The sequence below is a fragment of the Shewanella sp. YLB-07 genome, from assembly GCF_009377275.1.
On record NZ_VOQB01000019.1, the window covers coordinates 19715 to 36813 of the forward strand.

The following is a 17099-nucleotide window of genomic DNA, read 5'->3' on the forward strand; positions in this document are numbered from 1 at the left end:
TACAACTTGATGCAGCTCAAACAATTGAGAAACAAAAGATATAAAAATTAAAAACACAACAAAAGCATCGCTTTGTATCACGATGAGCTAAGTCATTTAACTAAAATTAAATAGCCGTAAAACAAAAAAGCGACCCAAATACCATTCCGTATAAGTATCTGATAATTCAGCGGGAGTTCAAAGCACTGTAGGCAAGGCGAATATTTGAAGCTAGCTAATAGTTATTCTATATCGAAAACATTCAACGTAGCATAAAGGGCTTTGAAACCCGCACTGCGTGAGTGCTCTCAGTGTTTCCACTTCTGCGTTACATTGACTTAAAAGGGAATAACCATTTCCTCATCAATGTGCCTTGAATTGAAAAAACTGAGAGTCTCTGAACTGACCAGATACTTATATGGAATGGTATTAGGTCGCTTGTTAATACTCGTGTTTTAGGTTCTTTATTTAGGTTTCTTTACCGGTCTAACCCAGCCACTCAGATGACGTTGCTTAACCCGAGTGATCACCAACTCATTCTCGGCAACGTCACTTGTGATAGTAGAGCCTGCACCTAAGGTCGCGCCTTTACCAATAGTCACGGGAGCAATTAGCTGAGTGTCGCTACCGACAAATACATTATCTTCGATAATAGTGAGATGCTTGTTAGCACCATCATAGTTACAAGTGATAGTACCTGCGCCTATATTCACGCCGGCACCTATCTGGGCATCGCCGATATAGGCCAAATGACCCGCCTTGGAGCCCTCACCTAACACAGCCTTCTTAATCTCAACGAAGTTACCAACATGAGCATCTGTTTTTAGTTCTGTGCCGGGGCGCAGGCGTGCGAATGGTCCGACACTGGCTTTAATGCCTACCTTGGCACACTCGACGATAGAGTAAGGCTTAATCTCGGCATTATCGCCAATCTCACAATCGATCAGAATGGCGCCGGCACCGATAGTCACGTTATTGCCTATGGTGACTTTGCCCTGAATGATGACATTAATATCTATCATCACATCCATGCCAACAGTCACCTCACCACGAATATCGATGCGGGCAGGATCGCGCAAGTTAGCACCGGCCAACATCAACGTCTCCGCCTCACGAGCCTGATAGGCACGCTCCAGCTGAGCGAGCTGTACTCGGTTGTTGGCGCCTTCCACTTCGACTGCCGACTCTGGCTGGGCCGTTGTGATAGCAACGCCGTCTCTATTAGCCATAGCAACGATATCTGTCAGGTAGTACTCTCCTTGGGCATTATCTGATGATAACTGCCCAAGCCAATCTTTAAGTTGCTTACCTGGAGCCGCCATGATGCCGGTATTGACCTCTTGGATCAGTAACTGCTCCGCATTAGCATCTTTCTGCTCGACGATACCCACGACCTTGCCCAGTTCTTGACCTTCACAAGGAGTACGAACGATGCGGCCATAGCCTGTAGGGTTAGGCAGGTTCACAGTCAACACAGCCAAACCATTATCAGATTTTGCAGCCAGCAGAGCTTCCAGTGTCTTAGCCTGAATAAGCGGCACATCACCATAGAGGATCAGCACGGTATCGTCATCCTTGATATTTGCATTTGCCTGAGCCACTGCATGACCTGTACCCAACTGCTCGGCTTGAAGCACCCAGTTAAGTTGCTGCTCACCTAAGACACTCTGTAGCTTATCCGCACCATAGCCATACACTAACTGGATCGCATCGCTGCCCACGTTATGGGCGGTATCGATCACATGCTGCACCATGCTCTTATGTGCAATAGGGTGTAAGACTTTAGGAAGATCTGAGCGCATGCGGGTTCCCTTGCCTGCGGCCAAAATCACTACGTTCAATGCCATGGAGTAATCCTTGAGCTAATGCTTATAAAAATAATAAAGAAAATGAGAGAGAAATTTTTGTGGGCTGATTTTAACGGAAAAGCAGGGGAAAAGCTAAGAAGAAGGTCATAACAAGGGCTAAGACGACAGTTAAGCCTGTTAGACGCCAACAGATGGATTCCGGCCTACACCGGAAAGACAGAAAGATGAGAAAGAGAAGTATGACAAAGTCTCTCATAATTTAGCCACTCTGTTACTTACAGAGCTCACAGCGAACGTCTTATAGCGCAGCGTCCTTTTTTAAATTAAAAGGTTAACGTTTTATCCGCTGCCAGTACCCAAAGTGCCAAGTCATCCATAGTAGCCACTTCACAGCCTTCAATCACACTCAAGTCAGTCAAACCACGGGCATGCATACAGGATCCACAGAACTTAACTTCACTTTTTTGTGCAATAAGAATCTCCAGCATTTGCTGAATATTATAGCCCTCTGCCGGTAGCTGTTTTGGCAGAACAGCAGTAATCGCATCAGACAGCAGAAACAAACTCACCTTAGCGGGTGACCCCTCTTGCTCATTAAGCTGAATAGCTAAACGCAAAGCATTAAATAACCGCTCTGAGCCGTAAGGTGCGTCGTTGACGATAATTAAAACCTGTTGCATAGGAAGGAATACTCTTGCCATAAATTAGTGACTAAATGGTAACACCCAAACCTTTGTTAGGTTTCAGCATAGATCACGCTAATAAAACAAGAAATAAGAAGTTATAGGGGAAAAAGGCTAAGACGACGGCTACGCCTGCTCGATACTTACAAGTAAGCTAGCAGATACCAACGAGTTGGCTAAAAGCATGGATTCCGGCCTGCGCCGGAAAGACGATAAATGAAGCATCTCTTATAAAATAATTTCAGCTTGCGCAGCAAGTAACAAAAAAGGCGCCCTTAGGCGCCTTTTTTATCAAACAATAACCTTATCTGGCAATGTTCTTCTTGATGGTATCGACAACGCGCAACTGAGCGATAGCCTGGGCTAACTCAACTGCTGCAGCTGCATAGTTGAAGTCTGCACCAGCTTCGGCCATAGAGGCTTCGGCGTGGCGTTTAGCTTCTACAGCTGCTTGCTCGTCAATTTCATCGGCACGCATAACGACGTCAGCCAATACTGAAACAGAAGAAGGTTGTACTTCCAGGATACCACCCGAAAGGTAGAACACCTCTTCTTTTCCGTCTTGCTTGACGATGCGCGCCATGCCAGGTTTGATATGAGTAAGCAGAGGTGCATGACCAGGCATAATACCCAGGTCGCCTTCTCCACCGGTAACTTGTAAGTGTGCTACAAGACCAGAGTAGATGCTGCTTTCTGCACTTACAATATCAAGCTGTACTGTCATGGCTGCCATCGGTTCTCCTTAAACTAGTACCCTGCATTTGCAGAGCACCTAGTTATTTTTTGTTAGCTTTCTCAACGGCTTCGTCGATTGAACCAACCATGTAGAACGCTTGCTCAGGAAGATGATCGAACTCACCCTCTAGAATGCCCTTAAAGCCACGGATTGTGTCTTTAAGAGAAACGTACTTACCTGGAGAACCGGTGAATACTTCAGCTACGAAGAAAGGCTGTGAAAGATATTTTTCAATCTTACGAGCACGAGCTACGGTAGTCTTATCTTCATCAGATAATTCATCCATACCTAGAATCGCAATAATATCTTTCAGCTCTTTATAGCGCTGAAGTACGGTTTGTACACCGTTAGCAACATCATAGTGCTCTTGACCAACAACCAGAGGATCCAATTGACGTGAAGTCGAATCCAATGGGTCAACCGCTGGGTAAATACCCATAGAAGCGATGTTACGTGACAATACAATAGTCGCATCTAAGTGAGCGAAAGTTGTTGCTGGTGACGGATCCGTTAAATCATCCGCAGGTACGTATACGGCTTGCACAGAGGTAATAGACCCTGATTTAGTCGATGTAATACGTTCCTGAAGTACACCCATCTCTTCAGCCAAAGTTGGCTGGTAACCTACCGCTGAAGGCATACGGCCCAGCAGTGCAGATACTTCAGTACCCGCTAAGGTGTAACGATAGATGTTATCAACGAAGAAAAGAACATCTTTACCTTCGTCACGGAACTTCTCAGCCATAGTCAGACCGGTAAGTGCCACACGTAGACGGTTTCCTGGAGGCTCGTTCATTTGACCATAAACCATGGCCACTTTATCGAGAACACCAGAATCTTCCATCTCGTAGTAGAAATCGTTACCCTCACGAGTACGCTCACCTACACCGGCAAATACTGATAAACCAGAGTGTGCTTTAGCGATGTTGTTAATAAGTTCCATCATGTTGACGGTCTTACCAACACCAGCACCACCAAACAGTCCAACTTTACCACCCTTAGCAAACGGACAGATAAGGTCAATAACCTTGATGCCAGTCTCTAAAAGTTCAGTCGAGCTTGATTGGTCTTCAAATGTAGGAGCTTCACGGTGGATCACATAGCGATCTGTTCCACCAATTGGACCCGCTTCATCAATAGGCTCGCCCAATACGTTCATGATACGGCCTAGGGTCACAGACCCAACCGGAACAGTAATTGGAGAACCTGTGTTTGTCACCTCAAGACCACGACGCAGACCATCTGAAGAACCCATGGCGATAGTACGAACTACACCGCCACCGATTTGCTGCTGAACTTCCAGCACCAAGCCTTCACTTTTGATCTCTAGAGCGTCATATATCTGAGGTACAGCATCTTGTGGAAACTCAACGTCCACAACCGCGCCAATAACTTGGACAACAGTACCTGTGCTCATGATTAATCCTCTAAAACTTGTATTCGTTACCTAGCCTAAACGGCAGCGGCACCTGAAACAATTTCCGACAGTTCCTGCGTAATCGCAGCCTGACGAGCCTTGTTATAGACCAACTCCAAGTCAGTGATAAGATCACCAGCATTGTCTGTTGCAGCTTTCATGGCGACCATACGAGCCGCCTGTTCAGATGCAATATTCTCGACAACACCTTGGTAAACTTGAGACTCCACATAACGTACCAGTAAGGTATCCAAAAGTTCTTTTGGATCTGGCTCGTACAGGTAATCCCAGCGATGTGTTTTCACATCACTTTCTGACTTAGGCAAAGGTAGCAGCTGCTCGATCACAGGCGTCTGGCTCATGGTATTAACGAACTTGTTAAATACCACGTACAGACGATCCAGCTTGCCTTCGTTGTATGCTTCTAGCATGACACGTACTGTTCCAATCAGATCTTTCAACGACGGAGCGTCGCCTAAAGCCGATGCAGAAGCAGATACTGGGCCGCCAAAGCTATTGAAGAATTGTATGCTACGTGCACCAATGGCGCAGAATTCAACTTCTGCTCCGGCTGCACGTTGCTTCTTCACGTCTGCGACAACCTTCTTGAAAAGGTTGACGTTCAGACCACCACAAAGACCACGGTCGGTTGACACAACTATGTAACCAACACGCTTAGCCTCTCTCACTTCCAAATATGGATGCTTATATTCGAGAGAACCTTGCGCCACGTGACCGATCACCTTACGCATATTTTCTGCATATGGACGACTCGCTGCCATGCGCTCTTGTGCTTTACGCATTTTGCTCGCGGCAACCATTTCCATTGCAGACGTGATCTTCTGAGTGTTTTGAACACTCGCGATCTTGGTTTTAATCTCTTTAGCGTTAGCCATCTTTACTCTCCAATCTGGACCTGAGGTGCCTTACGACACCTCTTCGATTTACCAGGTTTGGGTTTCGACGAACTTATCGAGGCCAGCCTTCAACTCACCTTCGATGTCGGCATTGTAATCGCCAGTCTCGTTGATGGTCTTCATCAGGTCAGCATGCTCGCTGTTCATATATGAGAGCAGAGATGCTTCGAAATCACCGATTTTATTCAGCTCAACGCTCTGGAGGTAACCTTTTTCAGCTGAGAAAATAGACACAGCTTGATCGGCAACGCTCATAGGTGCGTATTGCTTTTGCTTCATAAGTTCGGTAACACGCTCACCATGCTCAAGTTGAGCACGAGTTGCATCATCTAAGTCAGATGCAAATTGTGAGAACGCTGCAAGCTCACGATACTGTGCTAGTGCGCTACGAATACCGCCAGACAGTTTCTTGATGATCTTAGTCTGAGCCGCACCACCAACACGAGAAACCGAGATACCTGGGTTAACAGCAGGACGTAGTCCAGAGTTAAACAGATCAGTTTCAAGGAAGATCTGACCATCGGTAATCGAAATTACGTTAGTCGGTACGAATGCAGATACATCACCCGCTTGAGTTTCAATAATTGGTAGAGCAGTTAAAGAACCAGTCTGGCCTTTAACTTCACCTTTAGTGAACTTCTCAACATACTCAACGTTAACACGTGAAGCACGTTCTAACAGACGAGAGTGAAGATAGAATACATCACCTGGGTATGCTTCACGTCCTGGTGGACGCTTAAGCAACAATGAGATCTGACGGTAAGCAACTGCTTGCTTAGAAAGATCATCATAGACAATCAGTGAATCTTCACCGCGGTCGCGGAAGTACTCACCCATTGAACAGCCAGAGTATGGAGCCAAGTATTGTAGTGCAGCAGCTTCAGAAGCTGTAGCAACAACAACAATGGTGTTCGCTAATGCGCCGTGCTCTTCAAGCTTACGTACAACGTTAGCGACAGTAGAAGCTTTCTGCCCTACAGCTACGTATACACACTTGATACCAGTATCTTTTTGATTGATGATGGCATCGATTGCTAAAGCGGTTTTACCGATTTGGCGATCACCAATGATCAATTCACGTTGTCCACGACCGATTGGGATCATAGAGTCAACGGCTTTATAACCAGTTTGAACTGGCTGAGATACTGACTTACGTTCAATAACACCTGGTGCGATTACTTCAACAGGAGAGAAACCATCGTGATCGACAGGTCCTTTTCCGTCGATTGGCTCACCCAATGTGTTGACTACGCGGCCTAATAGACCACGGCCAACTGGGACTTCCAAAATACGACCAGTTGTTTTTACTTTGTCGCCTTCTGCCAAAGTGGCATAAGGACCCATTACTACGGCACCGACAGAATCACGTTCTAAGTTCAACGCGATTGCATAACGGTTACCAGGCAGCTCGATCATCTCACCCTGCATCACGTCGGCTAGGCCGTGGATGCGAATGATGCCGTCACTTACTGCAACGATTGTACCTTCGTTGCGAGCTTCACTAACGACTTCGAACTGCTCGATCCGCTGTTTAATCAGATCGCTGATTTCAGTGGAATTCAGTTGCATGCTCAAACTCCCAATTACGATTGCAGCGAATCAGACAGACGCGAAATTTTTCCGCGAACCGAGCCATCTATGACTAGGTCTCCTGCCGTGATAATTACACCAGCTATAAGGCTGGCATCTATGCTGCAATTAAGCTTAACTTTGCGTGCTAGACGTTTCTCTAAAGAAACACTAATATCCTGTTGCTGAACTGAAGTAAGCTCAATCGCTGAAACTACATTAGCTTCAATCTCTTTTGCCCATTCATGTTTCATCTCAACAAATAGTTGAAATACAGCAGGTAGCGTTACTAAACGACCGTTTTCAGCCATTACCTTTAACAGATTTTGAACTTGCACATTGATCTGCTCACCACAAACTCCGATAAAGAGTTCGCCCAGTTTATCACTGGAAAGTGCGCCAGATAGCAGAGGCTTTATGGTGTCGTTTTCACTCACCATAGCCGCGAAGTTCAGCATTTCTGCCCAACTGTCTACTGCATTTTGTTCAATGGCAAAGTCAAAAGCTGCCTTTGCGTAAGGACGAGCGATGGTAGTTATTTCAGCCATAACTCAAACTCCTTATTTAAAGTTCAGCAACTAGTTTATTAACTATGTCACTGTGGGCGGCTTCATCAATCGAACGTTCAAGAATCTTCTCTGCGCCAGCAATGGCAAGAGCAGCAACTTGCTTACGCAAGTCTTCTTTAACGCGATTACGTTCAGCTTCAATTTCTGCTTGACCCTGAGCGATGATTTTCGCACGCTCAGTATCTGCTTCGGCTTTTGCTTCATCGACGATCTGAGCTTTGCGTTTGTTCGCTTGCTCAATGATCTCGTTAGCAGTAGCTTTAGCTTCTTTTAGCTGGTCAGTGGCTTTCGCCTGTGCCAACTCAAGGTCTTTTACGGCGCGGTCAGCATCAGCTAAACCGTCGGCAATCCTTTTTTGGCGCTCTTCGATGGCATTCATCAAAGGTGGCCAAACAAACTTCATGCAGAACCACACGAAGAGAATAAAGGCAACCGTCTGACCGATTAGGGTAGCGTTGATATTCACAACAGCCTCCTATTTAGTTTAAAGACAGAAGCGTTTATTACAGCATTGCACCAAGAGGGTTAGTGAAAAGCATGAATAATGCGATACCAACACCGATCATAGTTACCGCATCTAAAAGACCCGCAACAATGAACATTTTAACTTGCAGCATAGGAGCCATTTCTGGTTGACGCGCAGCGCCTTCCAAGAACTTGCCACCTAGTAGGCCAAAACCGATAGCGGTACCAAGAGCACCCATACCAATTAGTAGAGCAACAGCGATAGCTGTCATGCCTAATACAGTTTCCATCTCTATCTCCAAATATTCTAAATCTAGTTAGTTTATGATTTAGTAAAAAAAGTTTTACAGCAATCCCTAATGATCTTCATGTGCCATGCTTAAGTAAACAATGGTCAACATCATGAAGATAAACGCCTGTAAGGTAATAACCAAAATATGGAAGATCAACCAACCTAGCTGTAAAGTTACACCTAGAGCTGAAAGCGCCATATTTCCACCGTACATCAACGCAATAAGGATGAATATCAACTCACCTGCATATAAGTTACCAAACAGACGCAGTGCCAATGAGATTGGCTTAGCGATCAAAGTAACTGATTCTAACAAGAAGTTGACGGGTATCATTGTCCAATGGTTAAAAGGCTGCATAGTCAGCTCTTTAACAAAACCTGATACGCCTTTGACTTTAATGCTGTAGTAAATAATCAGCAAAAACACGCCGATAGCCATGCTAAAGGTAATGTTTAAGTCGGTCGTTGGTACGACTTTCATGTAAGGGATACCAGCTGCAGCAGCCAGTGATGGGATCCAGTCAACTGGAACCATATCCATGAAGTTCATCATGAATACCCAAACAAAAATAGTCAGTGCCAACGGAGCAATAACAGGATTGCGGCCATGGAAGGTTTCTTTCACGCTAGAGTCGACAAACTCGATGATCATTTCGACAAAACATTGAAGTTTGCCGGGAACACCAGTAGTTGCCTTCTTACCAACGCTACGGAATAGCCATAAGAACAGAACACCAAGCCCAACCGAAAAGAACAACGAATCAATGTGCCATGTCCAGAAGCCTTCACCAACACTTAAGTTGGTAAGGTGGTGCTGGATATAGCCCTGCGGTGTTAACGCTTCACCAGTTGCAGCCATGATTCATCCCACTTAACTTTGCTTGAAAAATAAAGGAGCCGTCCAATGCACTATTAACGCTAATGTATAACAAACAAAAAGTGGCATAAACCCAACTTTCCAATTGATAAACACGAACGAAAACATAGCTATGGTTAACAGCAACTTTACCGCTTCCCCCCAGTAAAAAGTTTTAACAACTTTTGCCGATGAACTTGCTCCCGTATGAGAGAAAGCTAGGGTTGCGAATACAAAATTAGGAAGTACAGCGATAGCAGCACCTGCCAAAGCAGATAAGCCATACTGAACTCCCCACAGAGCGAAAAAGAAAACCGAAGCACCCCCAGCCACCGCCGCCTGCATCAAAACCAATTTATAGGCAGACCACCGGCCACGACGTGCTAAAATCTTACTCAATTCATCTTCTCCGCATTAATACTTTTTGTTTCTATGACCGGACTACATAAATCCAGACATGACGATGGACAAAAAGCTTGCGAAAGTATACCTTTTCGGGCCTTCAAAGCAAGTTTAAGCTGAGGAAAATCGACTCTTTTAACGTGATCTAACGCCAAATATGCAAAACCGTAAATTTAACACATGTCACAAAATTACATAATATGACGTTAACTTGGGATTTTTAGTGGATTTTATTGATAATACCGTCTAATTCAGCTAGATCCTGATAATTAATTACCAGTTTGCCTTTACCTTTTTTATTATGGGTAATTGAGACCTTAGCACCTAATCTTTCGACTAACAGGCCTTCCAGGCGGGTGACATCGTGATCTTTTACGGGTTTATCGGTGATTTTTGGTGGGTTTAGTGTTTTGGTGACTAAACGTTCAGTTTCTCGAACGGTTAATTCTTTAGCTGCGACTAATCTGGCAATATTTGTTTGCTCATCACCCTCGATGGCGAGTAATGCTCTGGCGTGCCCCATGTCGATGTCACCATATTCTAACATGCGTTTTACAGGCTCATTGAGGCCATTGAGACGCAGTAAATTAGACACTGTCGCGCGAGATTTTCCCACAGCAGTAGCAATTTGTTGATGAGTCAGCTCAAATTCGCGCATTAATCGATCTAATGCAATCGCTTCCTCCATTGCATTGAGGTCTTCACGCTGAATATTTTCGATTAGTGAGATGGCGACAGCGGCTTCATCAGGCACCTGCTTGACGATACAAGGCACCTTATCCAGCTTAGCTATTTGAGCCGCACGCCAGCGACGTTCGCCGGCAATGATCTCAAACATGGTCGCAGAAACTTTACGCACGACAATCGGCTGAATGATGCCTTGAGCCTTTATCGACTCGGCAAGCTCTTCGAGCGCCTCGGTCGACATATCTTTACGCGGTTGGTACTTACCAGGCTGCATCAAATCTATGGCCAGCATTAACAGGTCATCTGTTTTAGCCGTCACTTCAGCGGCTTCTTCAGCTGAATAAAGTTTCTTACTTGCCGCATGGCTAGTACTGAGTAATGCATCCAGGCCTTTACCCAGTCCACGTTTTTTCAATGTCATTTCCACTGCCTTTATTTAAGCTTGTTCTAGCTCTTGATGCTGTTCCGCTCTGCGAATGATTTCGCCTGCCAGGGCTAAATAAGCCTTAGCGCCGGCACTCGATTTGTCGTAATACATGGCCGGAGCACCAAAGCTCGGCGCCTCAGCCAGCCTGACATTCCTTGGAATGACGGTACGATAAACTTTTTCGCCGAAATGCTGCTTAAGCTGATCGGATACATCATTAGCCAGACGGTTTCTGGGGTCGTACATGGTACGCAGTATCCCTTCGATATGCAGACCAGGATTAACCATGGCGCCAATCTTACTGATGGTATCCATTAAAGCTGTTAAGCCCTCGAGTGCATAATATTCACACTGCATAGGAACCAGAACCGAATCTGCAGCCGACATGGCATTCACCGTCAGCATGTTCAGTGAGGGAGGACAATCAATAAAGATGTAGTCGTAATCGTCTTTAATCGGTGCTAATGCATTTCTTAATCTAATTTCACGGGCGAAGAACTCCATTAACTTGATCTCTGCCGCAGTAACATCACCGTTACCCGCGATCAGATCATATTTTCCGCTCGTATCTCTATAGACAACTTCATCGAAAGATTTTTCATCGACTAACAACTCATAAGCGGTATTCTCGACACTGTACTTGTCGATACCACTTCCCATGGTCGCATTCCCCTGGGGATCGAGATCAATTAACAGCACTTTGCGCTTTGTGGCGGCCAAAGATGCTGCTAAGTTGACACAAGTTGTTGTTTTTCCGACACCACCTTTCTGGTTAGCCACGGCAATCACTTTACCCACAATACCATCCTGTATGTCGCGTAATTGAATCCAATACCAAGTTGCTTGAATCACTATAAGAAAGCAACTGAAACACTACTTTTTAACGACTCTTAGCAAGTGTCTCTGTTCATCCAGACGGGGGACACTCAGCTCAATGACATCAGTGAGCTCGTAACCCTCAGGAATTTTTGTCATTTCATCTTCGGCCAATTGACCCTTAAGTGCGTAATAACAGCCGTTATCCGCCGGCAGATGATGACACCAGTGCAACATGTCTTCGATAGAGGCGAAGGCTCGACTGAGCACGCCATCAAATTTTTCTTCAGGCTCATAGGCTTCGACACGACTCTCTACAGAGCTAATATTATCGATACCCAGATCAAACTGAACCTGTTTTTGGAAGCGAATTCGCTTGCCTAAGCTATCCAATAAAACGAAATGTTTATCTGGATTCATTATCGCCAACGGGATCCCGGGTAAACCCGGTCCGGTGCCAACATCGATGAAGCGTTCACCCACCAGATGTGCCGACACAGCCAGACTATCCATGATATGCCTGATCAACATCTGCTCAGGATCTCTAACCGATGTCAGGTTATACGCCTTATTCCATTTGTTGAGCATCTCAACAAATCCAACCAGCTGTTTTTTCTGCTGCTCGGTGGCAGTCAAATTCATTTCAGCTAGATATTCATCTAATAGGGCTGATAACACGGGATTAATCCTTAATAACAAACTTAAATCGGCATGAACAGACTATTATGAAGCCGTCAAAACAGTAAGGGAAGCCTTTAGCGCTTCCCTTACTAACAATTCATGAAAAAGAGTAAAAATTTACGAAGCTTTTCTGCGAAGTAAACCACGTCTCTTCAGATGAACTAATAAAATCGAGATAGCAGCCGGGGTCATCCCCGAAATTCTCGACGCCTGACCTATGGTTTCAGGCTTATGTTCATTCATCTTAGCGATCACTTCATTCGACAATCCCGGCACTTCTTGATAATCCAGATCTAACGGCAGTCCGGTAGTCTCATGTTTAAGTGCCTTGTCTATTTCATCTTGCTGGCGCTGAATATAACCAGAATATTTAATCTGGATTTGTACTTGCTCAGCGGCGCGTTGATCTTCGAGTCCAGGACCAAAGCCTTCAAGACTCATTAATTTAGGGTAATCCATCTCAGGACGACGAAGTAGATCTTCGAAAGACGCTTCGCGTGAAATTGGCGTATTCAATTCAGGATTTAGCACATCTAACAGAGGTGAATTAGGGTGAACCCACAGGCCCCTTAAACGTTGCAACTCCAACTCGATAGACTCACGCTTCTCACTAAACTGACTCCAGCGGTTATCATCGACCAAGCCAAACTCCCGCCCTTTCTCGGTCAGACGCAGATCTGCATTGTCTTCACGAAGCAATAAGCGATACTCGGCGCGGCTGGTGAACATACGGTAAGGCTCTTTGGTGCCAAGAGTCGAAAGATCGTCAACCAAAACGCCTAAATAAGCCTGATCGCGACGAGGAGCCCAAGATTCTTTACCCTGAACCTGTAAAGATGCATTCATGCCAGCCAATAACCCTTGAGCAGCAGCTTCTTCGTAACCTGTTGTACCGTTAATCTGTCCTGCAAAGAAGAGTCCGCCGATCGATTTAGTCTCTAAAGAGTTCTTCAGATCTCTGGGATCAAAATAATCATATTCGATAGCGTAACCAGGACGAATGATCTGTGCATTCTCCATTCCCTTGATTGATCTAACCAGATCCAGTTGTACATCGAAGGGCAGACTGGTTGAAATACCATTTGGATAGATCTCATTGGTATTGAGCCCTTCGGGTTCGATAAAGATTTGATGAGATGTCTTATCGGCGAAACGATTAATCTTATCTTCAATAGAAGGGCAATAACGTGGACCTATACCTTCGATAACCCCTGAATACATAGGGCTACGATCCAGACCACCGCGAATAATGTCATGAGTACGCTCATTGGTATGAGTCACATAACAAGAGATTTGGCGAGGATGATCTTTTACATCACCGATAAACGACATAACCGGCAAGGGTGTATCGCCTTTCTGCTCGGCCATAAGATCGAAATTTATGGTATTGGCATCGATTCTTGGTGGGGTACCCGTCTTTAATCGACCAATACGGATCGGTAGTTCACGTAAACGATCGGCGAGGGCGATCGATGGTGGATCACCGGCTCGTCCGCCGCTGTAGTTTTGCATTCCTATGTGGATCTTACCACTGAGGAAGGTACCTGCAGTCAAGACAACGGTAGGAGCTTCGAAGGCGAGTCCTATCTGAGTGACTACTCCGGTGACACGGCCGTTTTCAACAATCAGGTCATCGACGCCTTGCTGAAACAATCTTAAATTCGGTTGGTTTTGCAGTATCTGTTGGATCTTAGCTCGGTAGAGTGTTCTATCAGCCTGTGCTCGAGTGGCTCTTACCGCCGGTCCCTTGCTTGAGTTGAGGGTTCGAAATTGAATGCCTGCAAAATCAGTGGCTACAGCCATAGCTCCGCCCAATGCATCAATCTCTTTTACCAAGTGTCCTTTGCCGATCCCGCCAATCGCAGGATTACAGGACATCTGTCCTAAGGTATCGATGTTATGTGTCAGCAACAGGGTGTTTGATCCCATTCTTGCTGCGGCCAGGGCTGCTTCCGTACCGGCATGACCACCACCAACAACAATTACATCGAACCGTTCATGAAAATGCATTACAAAACCTTAAATTAAAACTGACGTCGATAAAGAACTAATGTGAATTTGAGGTGCATATTTTAGCACCTGATGGACCCAAGGTGAAAGATCATTTTCGATCGTTTGATCGCAAGTGGATCTGCTTAATAGATCTTAAGATCTTTATATAGATCCTTTATTATTGTTACTATTAAGGGAGCGATCTTCTGTGGGTAACCGCTTTTTTCCTTTATAATTCATGAGTTAGCAAGGATCAGATCCTGTGATCTTATTATGATCAAACTAATATAAGCCTGTGGGTAGATCGACCACTTATCCACAGGGTGGATCCTTGACCGGATCGGACCTTGAATAATACAGAGCTTAATCAGAAGAAAATAATAGGTTATCCACATATTTATCATTTTAGATCATAATATGTGGATAAGTTAGATCTAATCTGTGAGCCGATCCTTAACTTATCCTCTAAAAAGATCTTAAAGACGATCTTGCCATTGCTCTAACCAAGCCAGTGCGGGATCTTCTGGTACATGATCGTATTGCACATCGATCTGGATCTTATCCACATAGACTTGTGCACCGCAACTCTCCAATGCTTGAGCTAATTTTTCCGGTCCCTGACAGAAAGTGTCGTAACTCGAATCTCCGATCGCACAAATCGCATATTTAGTACCGCTAAGATCGGGTTTTTGAGACAAGATCTCCTCTAAAAATGGCATTATATTGTCCGGAAGATCCCCTGCACCGTGTGTAGAAGAGACGATCAGCCACAATGATTTTAGGTTAAGATCGGTGAATTTAGGGGTCATATGTATGACATTTTCATGGCCTAATCCGCTTAAAACTGCCGAGAATTCGTCGGCAACGTACTCAGCATTACCCAGAGTTGTGCCTACTAATATGTCTATTTTTGCCATCTTGTTTCCTTATTCTTACTGCTATGTCTGTTTAATAGGGTTGGTATATAGTGCTGAACAGGCCAAGTTTGACTCTATAAGTGACCAGAGATGCTTCCCAATTGGCTTTAATAGTAAGTGAAAAGCCTGCTTGGATCTTGCTAGTTAGTGGGATTTACATCTGGAATCTAGCTGATTATGACTCGCAGCCTGAACTAAACGGATGAGATATCAGATGGTTTTGCTGCGAAAAGTAAGTAGTTAACCCGAGTATTCTGGTTTACAGACCAGTGTTTAGTGAAAGGGTTAAACGTCATACCTGTTACATTTATTGTCTCGAGACCTTGTTTCGAGAGCATGGCCGATATCTCCTGTGGTTTTACGAAATAGCGCCATTCATGTGTGCCTATGGGGAGGTACCTCATGACATATTCGGCGCCAATGATACCAACTATATATGATGTTATGGTTCGATTTAGGGTCGCCATTACCAATAAACCACCGGGTTTTAGTAGCTTACAGCAGGTATCTATTAATCCTTGTTGATCGGCGACATGCTCTATGACTTCGGTATTAAGCACTATGTCGTATCGATTAGTTTCGGCTTTATCTTCAAGGTCACTGGCTAAACAATGAATGTAATTCACAGATATATAATTTTTTTTAGCATGTTGGCTAGCGACTAATATGTTGTTTTCGCTGGCATCTATCCCTGTGACGTCTGCGCCAAGTTCGGCTAAAGGCTCACATAGGAGTCCTGCACCACAGCCTATATCCAGTAAACTTAGACCTGCCAGAGGATCTGGATTATTAAGATCGCGGGCTAAGTGCTGAGCTATCATCTTCTCGATGGCGATTAACCGTGTCTGGTTAAATGCCAATACCTGTTTGAATTTTCCCTTGGGATCGCGCCACTCTTCGGCTAAGCGATCAAACTTAGCGATTTCTTTAGCCGTATCAAGGCCCGTACTGTGACTACAAGTTAATTTGCTTCTGTCTAACACAATATATTTTGCTCAAAATTAGTCATTAATATGATTATACCAAGTCTTCCTCATTCTATTTATTCCTTATCACAGCTGCTTATCCGCTCTGTTGCACATATTAGCGAATAATGAATCACTGCTATACTTGAGGTATCAATTTCATTACTTGAGATACCCGTTCAAGGTATCACCTAAAGAATGAAAAGATCTATTGTGAGGGTAAGGGCATGTTAAGACATTACTTTATTACCAGTGATCTCGACGATCTAGAAAAGGTAGAACAGGAGCTCGAGGCCGAAGGGATAACAGAACCACAGATACATATATTGAGTGAACAAGATGCCGATGTCGAAAATCATCATCTGCATGAAGTTGAGCCTGTGTTAAAGCAGGATGTGGTTCATTCGACTGAAATAGGTGCCGTGATAGGCTTTGTTATCTCATCCGCGACCTTGATGCTTGCTTATGAGATGGGCTGGACCGAGAGTGCGGCGGGTTGGCTACCGTTTATCTTTCTAGCCATAGTGATACTGGGTTTCTGTACCTGGGAAGGCGGTTTTATCGGTATACAGAAACCAAATGTACATTTCGAACGATTTCAGGAGCTACTTCATAAGGGCAAACATGTGCTATTTGTCGATGTCGACCCTAATCAGGAGCCCGTCTTTGCCAAGATTATTAATGCTCATCCAAAGTTAGAGCCTGCGGGGTTGGGAGCGGCGACCCCACATTGGGTGGTTCGCTGGCAAGATAAGTTCCACAGTTTCATGAAGACCATGCCCTAAATCTAAGTCTTAAAGCTTGCCCATATTTCATGCCGAAGCATGACTGTGTTTGTCACGATTAAGCGCCATTGAGGCGCTTTTTTTATTGCTGATGTTTAGCCCGAGATCAGGAGAGAATGCAAAATATGGTCTATCT

At 44.8% G+C, this 17099-nt stretch carries 18 protein-coding genes; 1 reads left to right on the plus strand and 17 read right to left on the minus strand.

Features of this window, described 5'->3' with window-relative positions; translation table 11 throughout:
• Positions 1-443: 443 nt before the first annotated feature.
• The 17 genes from glmU to ubiG form a co-directional block, all read right to left on the minus strand.
• Positions 444-1826, minus strand: coding sequence for a bifunctional UDP-N-acetylglucosamine diphosphorylase/glucosamine-1-phosphate N-acetyltransferase GlmU (glmU, locus tag FS373_RS28050; RefSeq protein WP_144048719.1), 1383 nt, complete (start codon positions 1824-1826; stop codon positions 444-446).
• A gap of 284 nt (positions 1827-2110) precedes the next feature.
• Positions 2111-2467: a DsrE/DsrF/TusD sulfur relay family protein gene (locus FS373_RS28055; RefSeq protein WP_144048720.1), complete on the minus strand. Its 357-nt coding sequence runs from the start codon at positions 2465-2467 to the stop codon at positions 2111-2113.
• A gap of 307 nt (positions 2468-2774) precedes the next feature.
• Positions 2775-3203, minus strand: coding sequence for a F0F1 ATP synthase subunit epsilon (locus FS373_RS28060; protein WP_144048721.1), 429 nt, complete (start codon positions 3201-3203; stop codon positions 2775-2777).
• 43 nt (positions 3204-3246) lie between these two features.
• Positions 3247-4623 (minus strand): F0F1 ATP synthase subunit beta, encoded by a 1377-nt coding sequence (gene atpD / locus FS373_RS28065; protein WP_144048722.1) that lies wholly within the window; start codon positions 4621-4623, stop codon positions 3247-3249.
• A gap of 35 nt (positions 4624-4658) precedes the next feature.
• Positions 4659-5519, minus strand: coding sequence for a F0F1 ATP synthase subunit gamma (gene atpG, locus FS373_RS28070; protein WP_144048723.1), 861 nt, complete (start codon positions 5517-5519; stop codon positions 4659-4661).
• Positions 5520-5567: 48 nt separating this feature from the next.
• The gene (gene atpA / locus FS373_RS28075; RefSeq protein ID WP_144048724.1) at positions 5568-7109 is read right to left on the minus strand and encodes a F0F1 ATP synthase subunit alpha; all 1542 of its coding nucleotides are present in this window, start codon (positions 7107-7109) and stop codon (positions 5568-5570) included.
• A gap of 14 nt (positions 7110-7123) precedes the next feature.
• The gene (gene atpH, locus FS373_RS28080; RefSeq protein ID WP_144048725.1) at positions 7124-7657 is read right to left on the minus strand and encodes a F0F1 ATP synthase subunit delta; all 534 of its coding nucleotides are present in this window, start codon (positions 7655-7657) and stop codon (positions 7124-7126) included.
• Between the two features lie 16 nt (positions 7658-7673).
• Entirely contained in the window at positions 7674-8144 is a 471-nt protein-coding gene (gene atpF / locus FS373_RS28085) for a F0F1 ATP synthase subunit B (protein ID WP_013053593.1), read from the minus strand.
• Positions 8145-8181: 37 nt separating this feature from the next.
• Positions 8182-8433: a F0F1 ATP synthase subunit C gene (gene atpE, locus FS373_RS28090; RefSeq protein ID WP_011639455.1), complete on the minus strand. Its 252-nt coding sequence runs from the start codon at positions 8431-8433 to the stop codon at positions 8182-8184.
• Between the two features lie 66 nt (positions 8434-8499).
• Complete coding sequence (gene atpB, locus FS373_RS28095) at positions 8500-9294, minus strand: F0F1 ATP synthase subunit A (protein WP_144048726.1); 795 nt, start codon at positions 9292-9294, stop codon at positions 8500-8502.
• A 12-nt stretch (positions 9295-9306) separates the two neighbouring features.
• A complete protein-coding gene (locus FS373_RS28100; RefSeq protein WP_152831106.1) occupies positions 9307-9690 on the minus strand; it encodes an ATP synthase subunit I in 384 nt (127 codons plus the stop codon).
• 223 nt (positions 9691-9913) lie between these two features.
• Positions 9914-10801 carry a ParB/RepB/Spo0J family partition protein gene (locus FS373_RS28105; RefSeq protein WP_144048727.1) on the minus strand — a complete coding sequence of 296 codons (888 nt, stop codon included), beginning with the start codon at positions 10799-10801 and terminating at the stop codon, positions 9914-9916.
• A 15-nt stretch (positions 10802-10816) separates the two neighbouring features.
• A complete protein-coding gene (locus tag FS373_RS28110; protein ID WP_077755491.1) occupies positions 10817-11605 on the minus strand; it encodes a ParA family protein in 789 nt (262 codons plus the stop codon).
• Between the two features lie 75 nt (positions 11606-11680).
• Positions 11681-12301, minus strand: coding sequence for a 16S rRNA (guanine(527)-N(7))-methyltransferase RsmG (gene rsmG / locus FS373_RS28115; protein ID WP_144048728.1), 621 nt, complete (start codon positions 12299-12301; stop codon positions 11681-11683).
• Between the two features lie 120 nt (positions 12302-12421).
• Positions 12422-14314, minus strand: coding sequence for a tRNA uridine-5-carboxymethylaminomethyl(34) synthesis enzyme MnmG (gene mnmG / locus FS373_RS28120; RefSeq protein WP_152831107.1), 1893 nt, complete (start codon positions 14312-14314; stop codon positions 12422-12424).
• A 458-nt stretch (positions 14315-14772) separates the two neighbouring features.
• The gene (gene mioC, locus FS373_RS28125) at positions 14773-15213 is read right to left on the minus strand and encodes an FMN-binding protein MioC (protein WP_144048730.1); all 441 of its coding nucleotides are present in this window, start codon (positions 15211-15213) and stop codon (positions 14773-14775) included.
• Between the two features lie 194 nt (positions 15214-15407).
• Positions 15408-16196: a bifunctional 2-polyprenyl-6-hydroxyphenol methylase/3-demethylubiquinol 3-O-methyltransferase UbiG gene (gene ubiG, locus FS373_RS28130; RefSeq protein ID WP_322619579.1), complete on the minus strand. Its 789-nt coding sequence runs from the start codon at positions 16194-16196 to the stop codon at positions 15408-15410.
• A 209-nt stretch (positions 16197-16405) separates the two neighbouring features.
• Between ubiG and FS373_RS28135 the strand changes: the two genes are divergently transcribed.
• Entirely contained in the window at positions 16406-16963 is a 558-nt protein-coding gene (locus FS373_RS28135; RefSeq protein ID WP_144048732.1) for an NAD/FAD-utilizing enzyme, read from the plus strand.
• Positions 16964-17099: the final 136 nt, after the last annotated feature.

Coding starts and splice junctions, on each gene's coding strand:
- glmU (WP_144048719.1), bottom strand. CDS start 1,826: ATGGCATTGAACGTAGTGATTTTGGCCGCAGGCAAGGGAACCCGCATG.
- FS373_RS28055 (WP_144048720.1), bottom strand. CDS start 2,467: ATGCAACAGGTTTTAATTATCGTCAACGACGCACCTTACGGCTCAGAG.
- FS373_RS28060 (WP_144048721.1), bottom strand. CDS start 3,203: ATGGCAGCCATGACAGTACAGCTTGATATTGTAAGTGCAGAAAGCAGC.
- atpD (WP_144048722.1), bottom strand. CDS start 4,623: ATGAGCACAGGTACTGTTGTCCAAGTTATTGGCGCGGTTGTGGACGTT.
- atpG (WP_144048723.1), bottom strand. CDS start 5,519: ATGGCTAACGCTAAAGAGATTAAAACCAAGATCGCGAGTGTTCAAAAC.
- atpA (WP_144048724.1), bottom strand. CDS start 7,109: ATGCAACTGAATTCCACTGAAATCAGCGATCTGATTAAACAGCGGATC.
- atpH (WP_144048725.1), bottom strand. CDS start 7,657: ATGGCTGAAATAACTACCATCGCTCGTCCTTACGCAAAGGCAGCTTTT.
- atpE (WP_011639455.1), bottom strand. CDS start 8,433: ATGGAAACTGTATTAGGCATGACAGCTATCGCTGTTGCTCTACTAATT.
- atpB (WP_144048726.1), bottom strand. CDS start 9,294: ATGGCTGCAACTGGTGAAGCGTTAACACCGCAGGGCTATATCCAGCAC.
- FS373_RS28105 (WP_144048727.1), bottom strand. CDS start 10,801: ATGACATTGAAAAAACGTGGACTGGGTAAAGGCCTGGATGCATTACTC.
- mnmG (WP_152831107.1), bottom strand. CDS start 14,314: ATGCATTTTCATGAACGGTTCGATGTAATTGTTGTTGGTGGTGGTCAT.
- mioC (WP_144048730.1), bottom strand. CDS start 15,213: ATGGCAAAAATAGACATATTAGTAGGCACAACTCTGGGTAATGCTGAG.
- FS373_RS28135 (WP_144048732.1), top strand. CDS start 16,406: ATGTTAAGACATTACTTTATTACCAGTGATCTCGACGATCTAGAAAAG.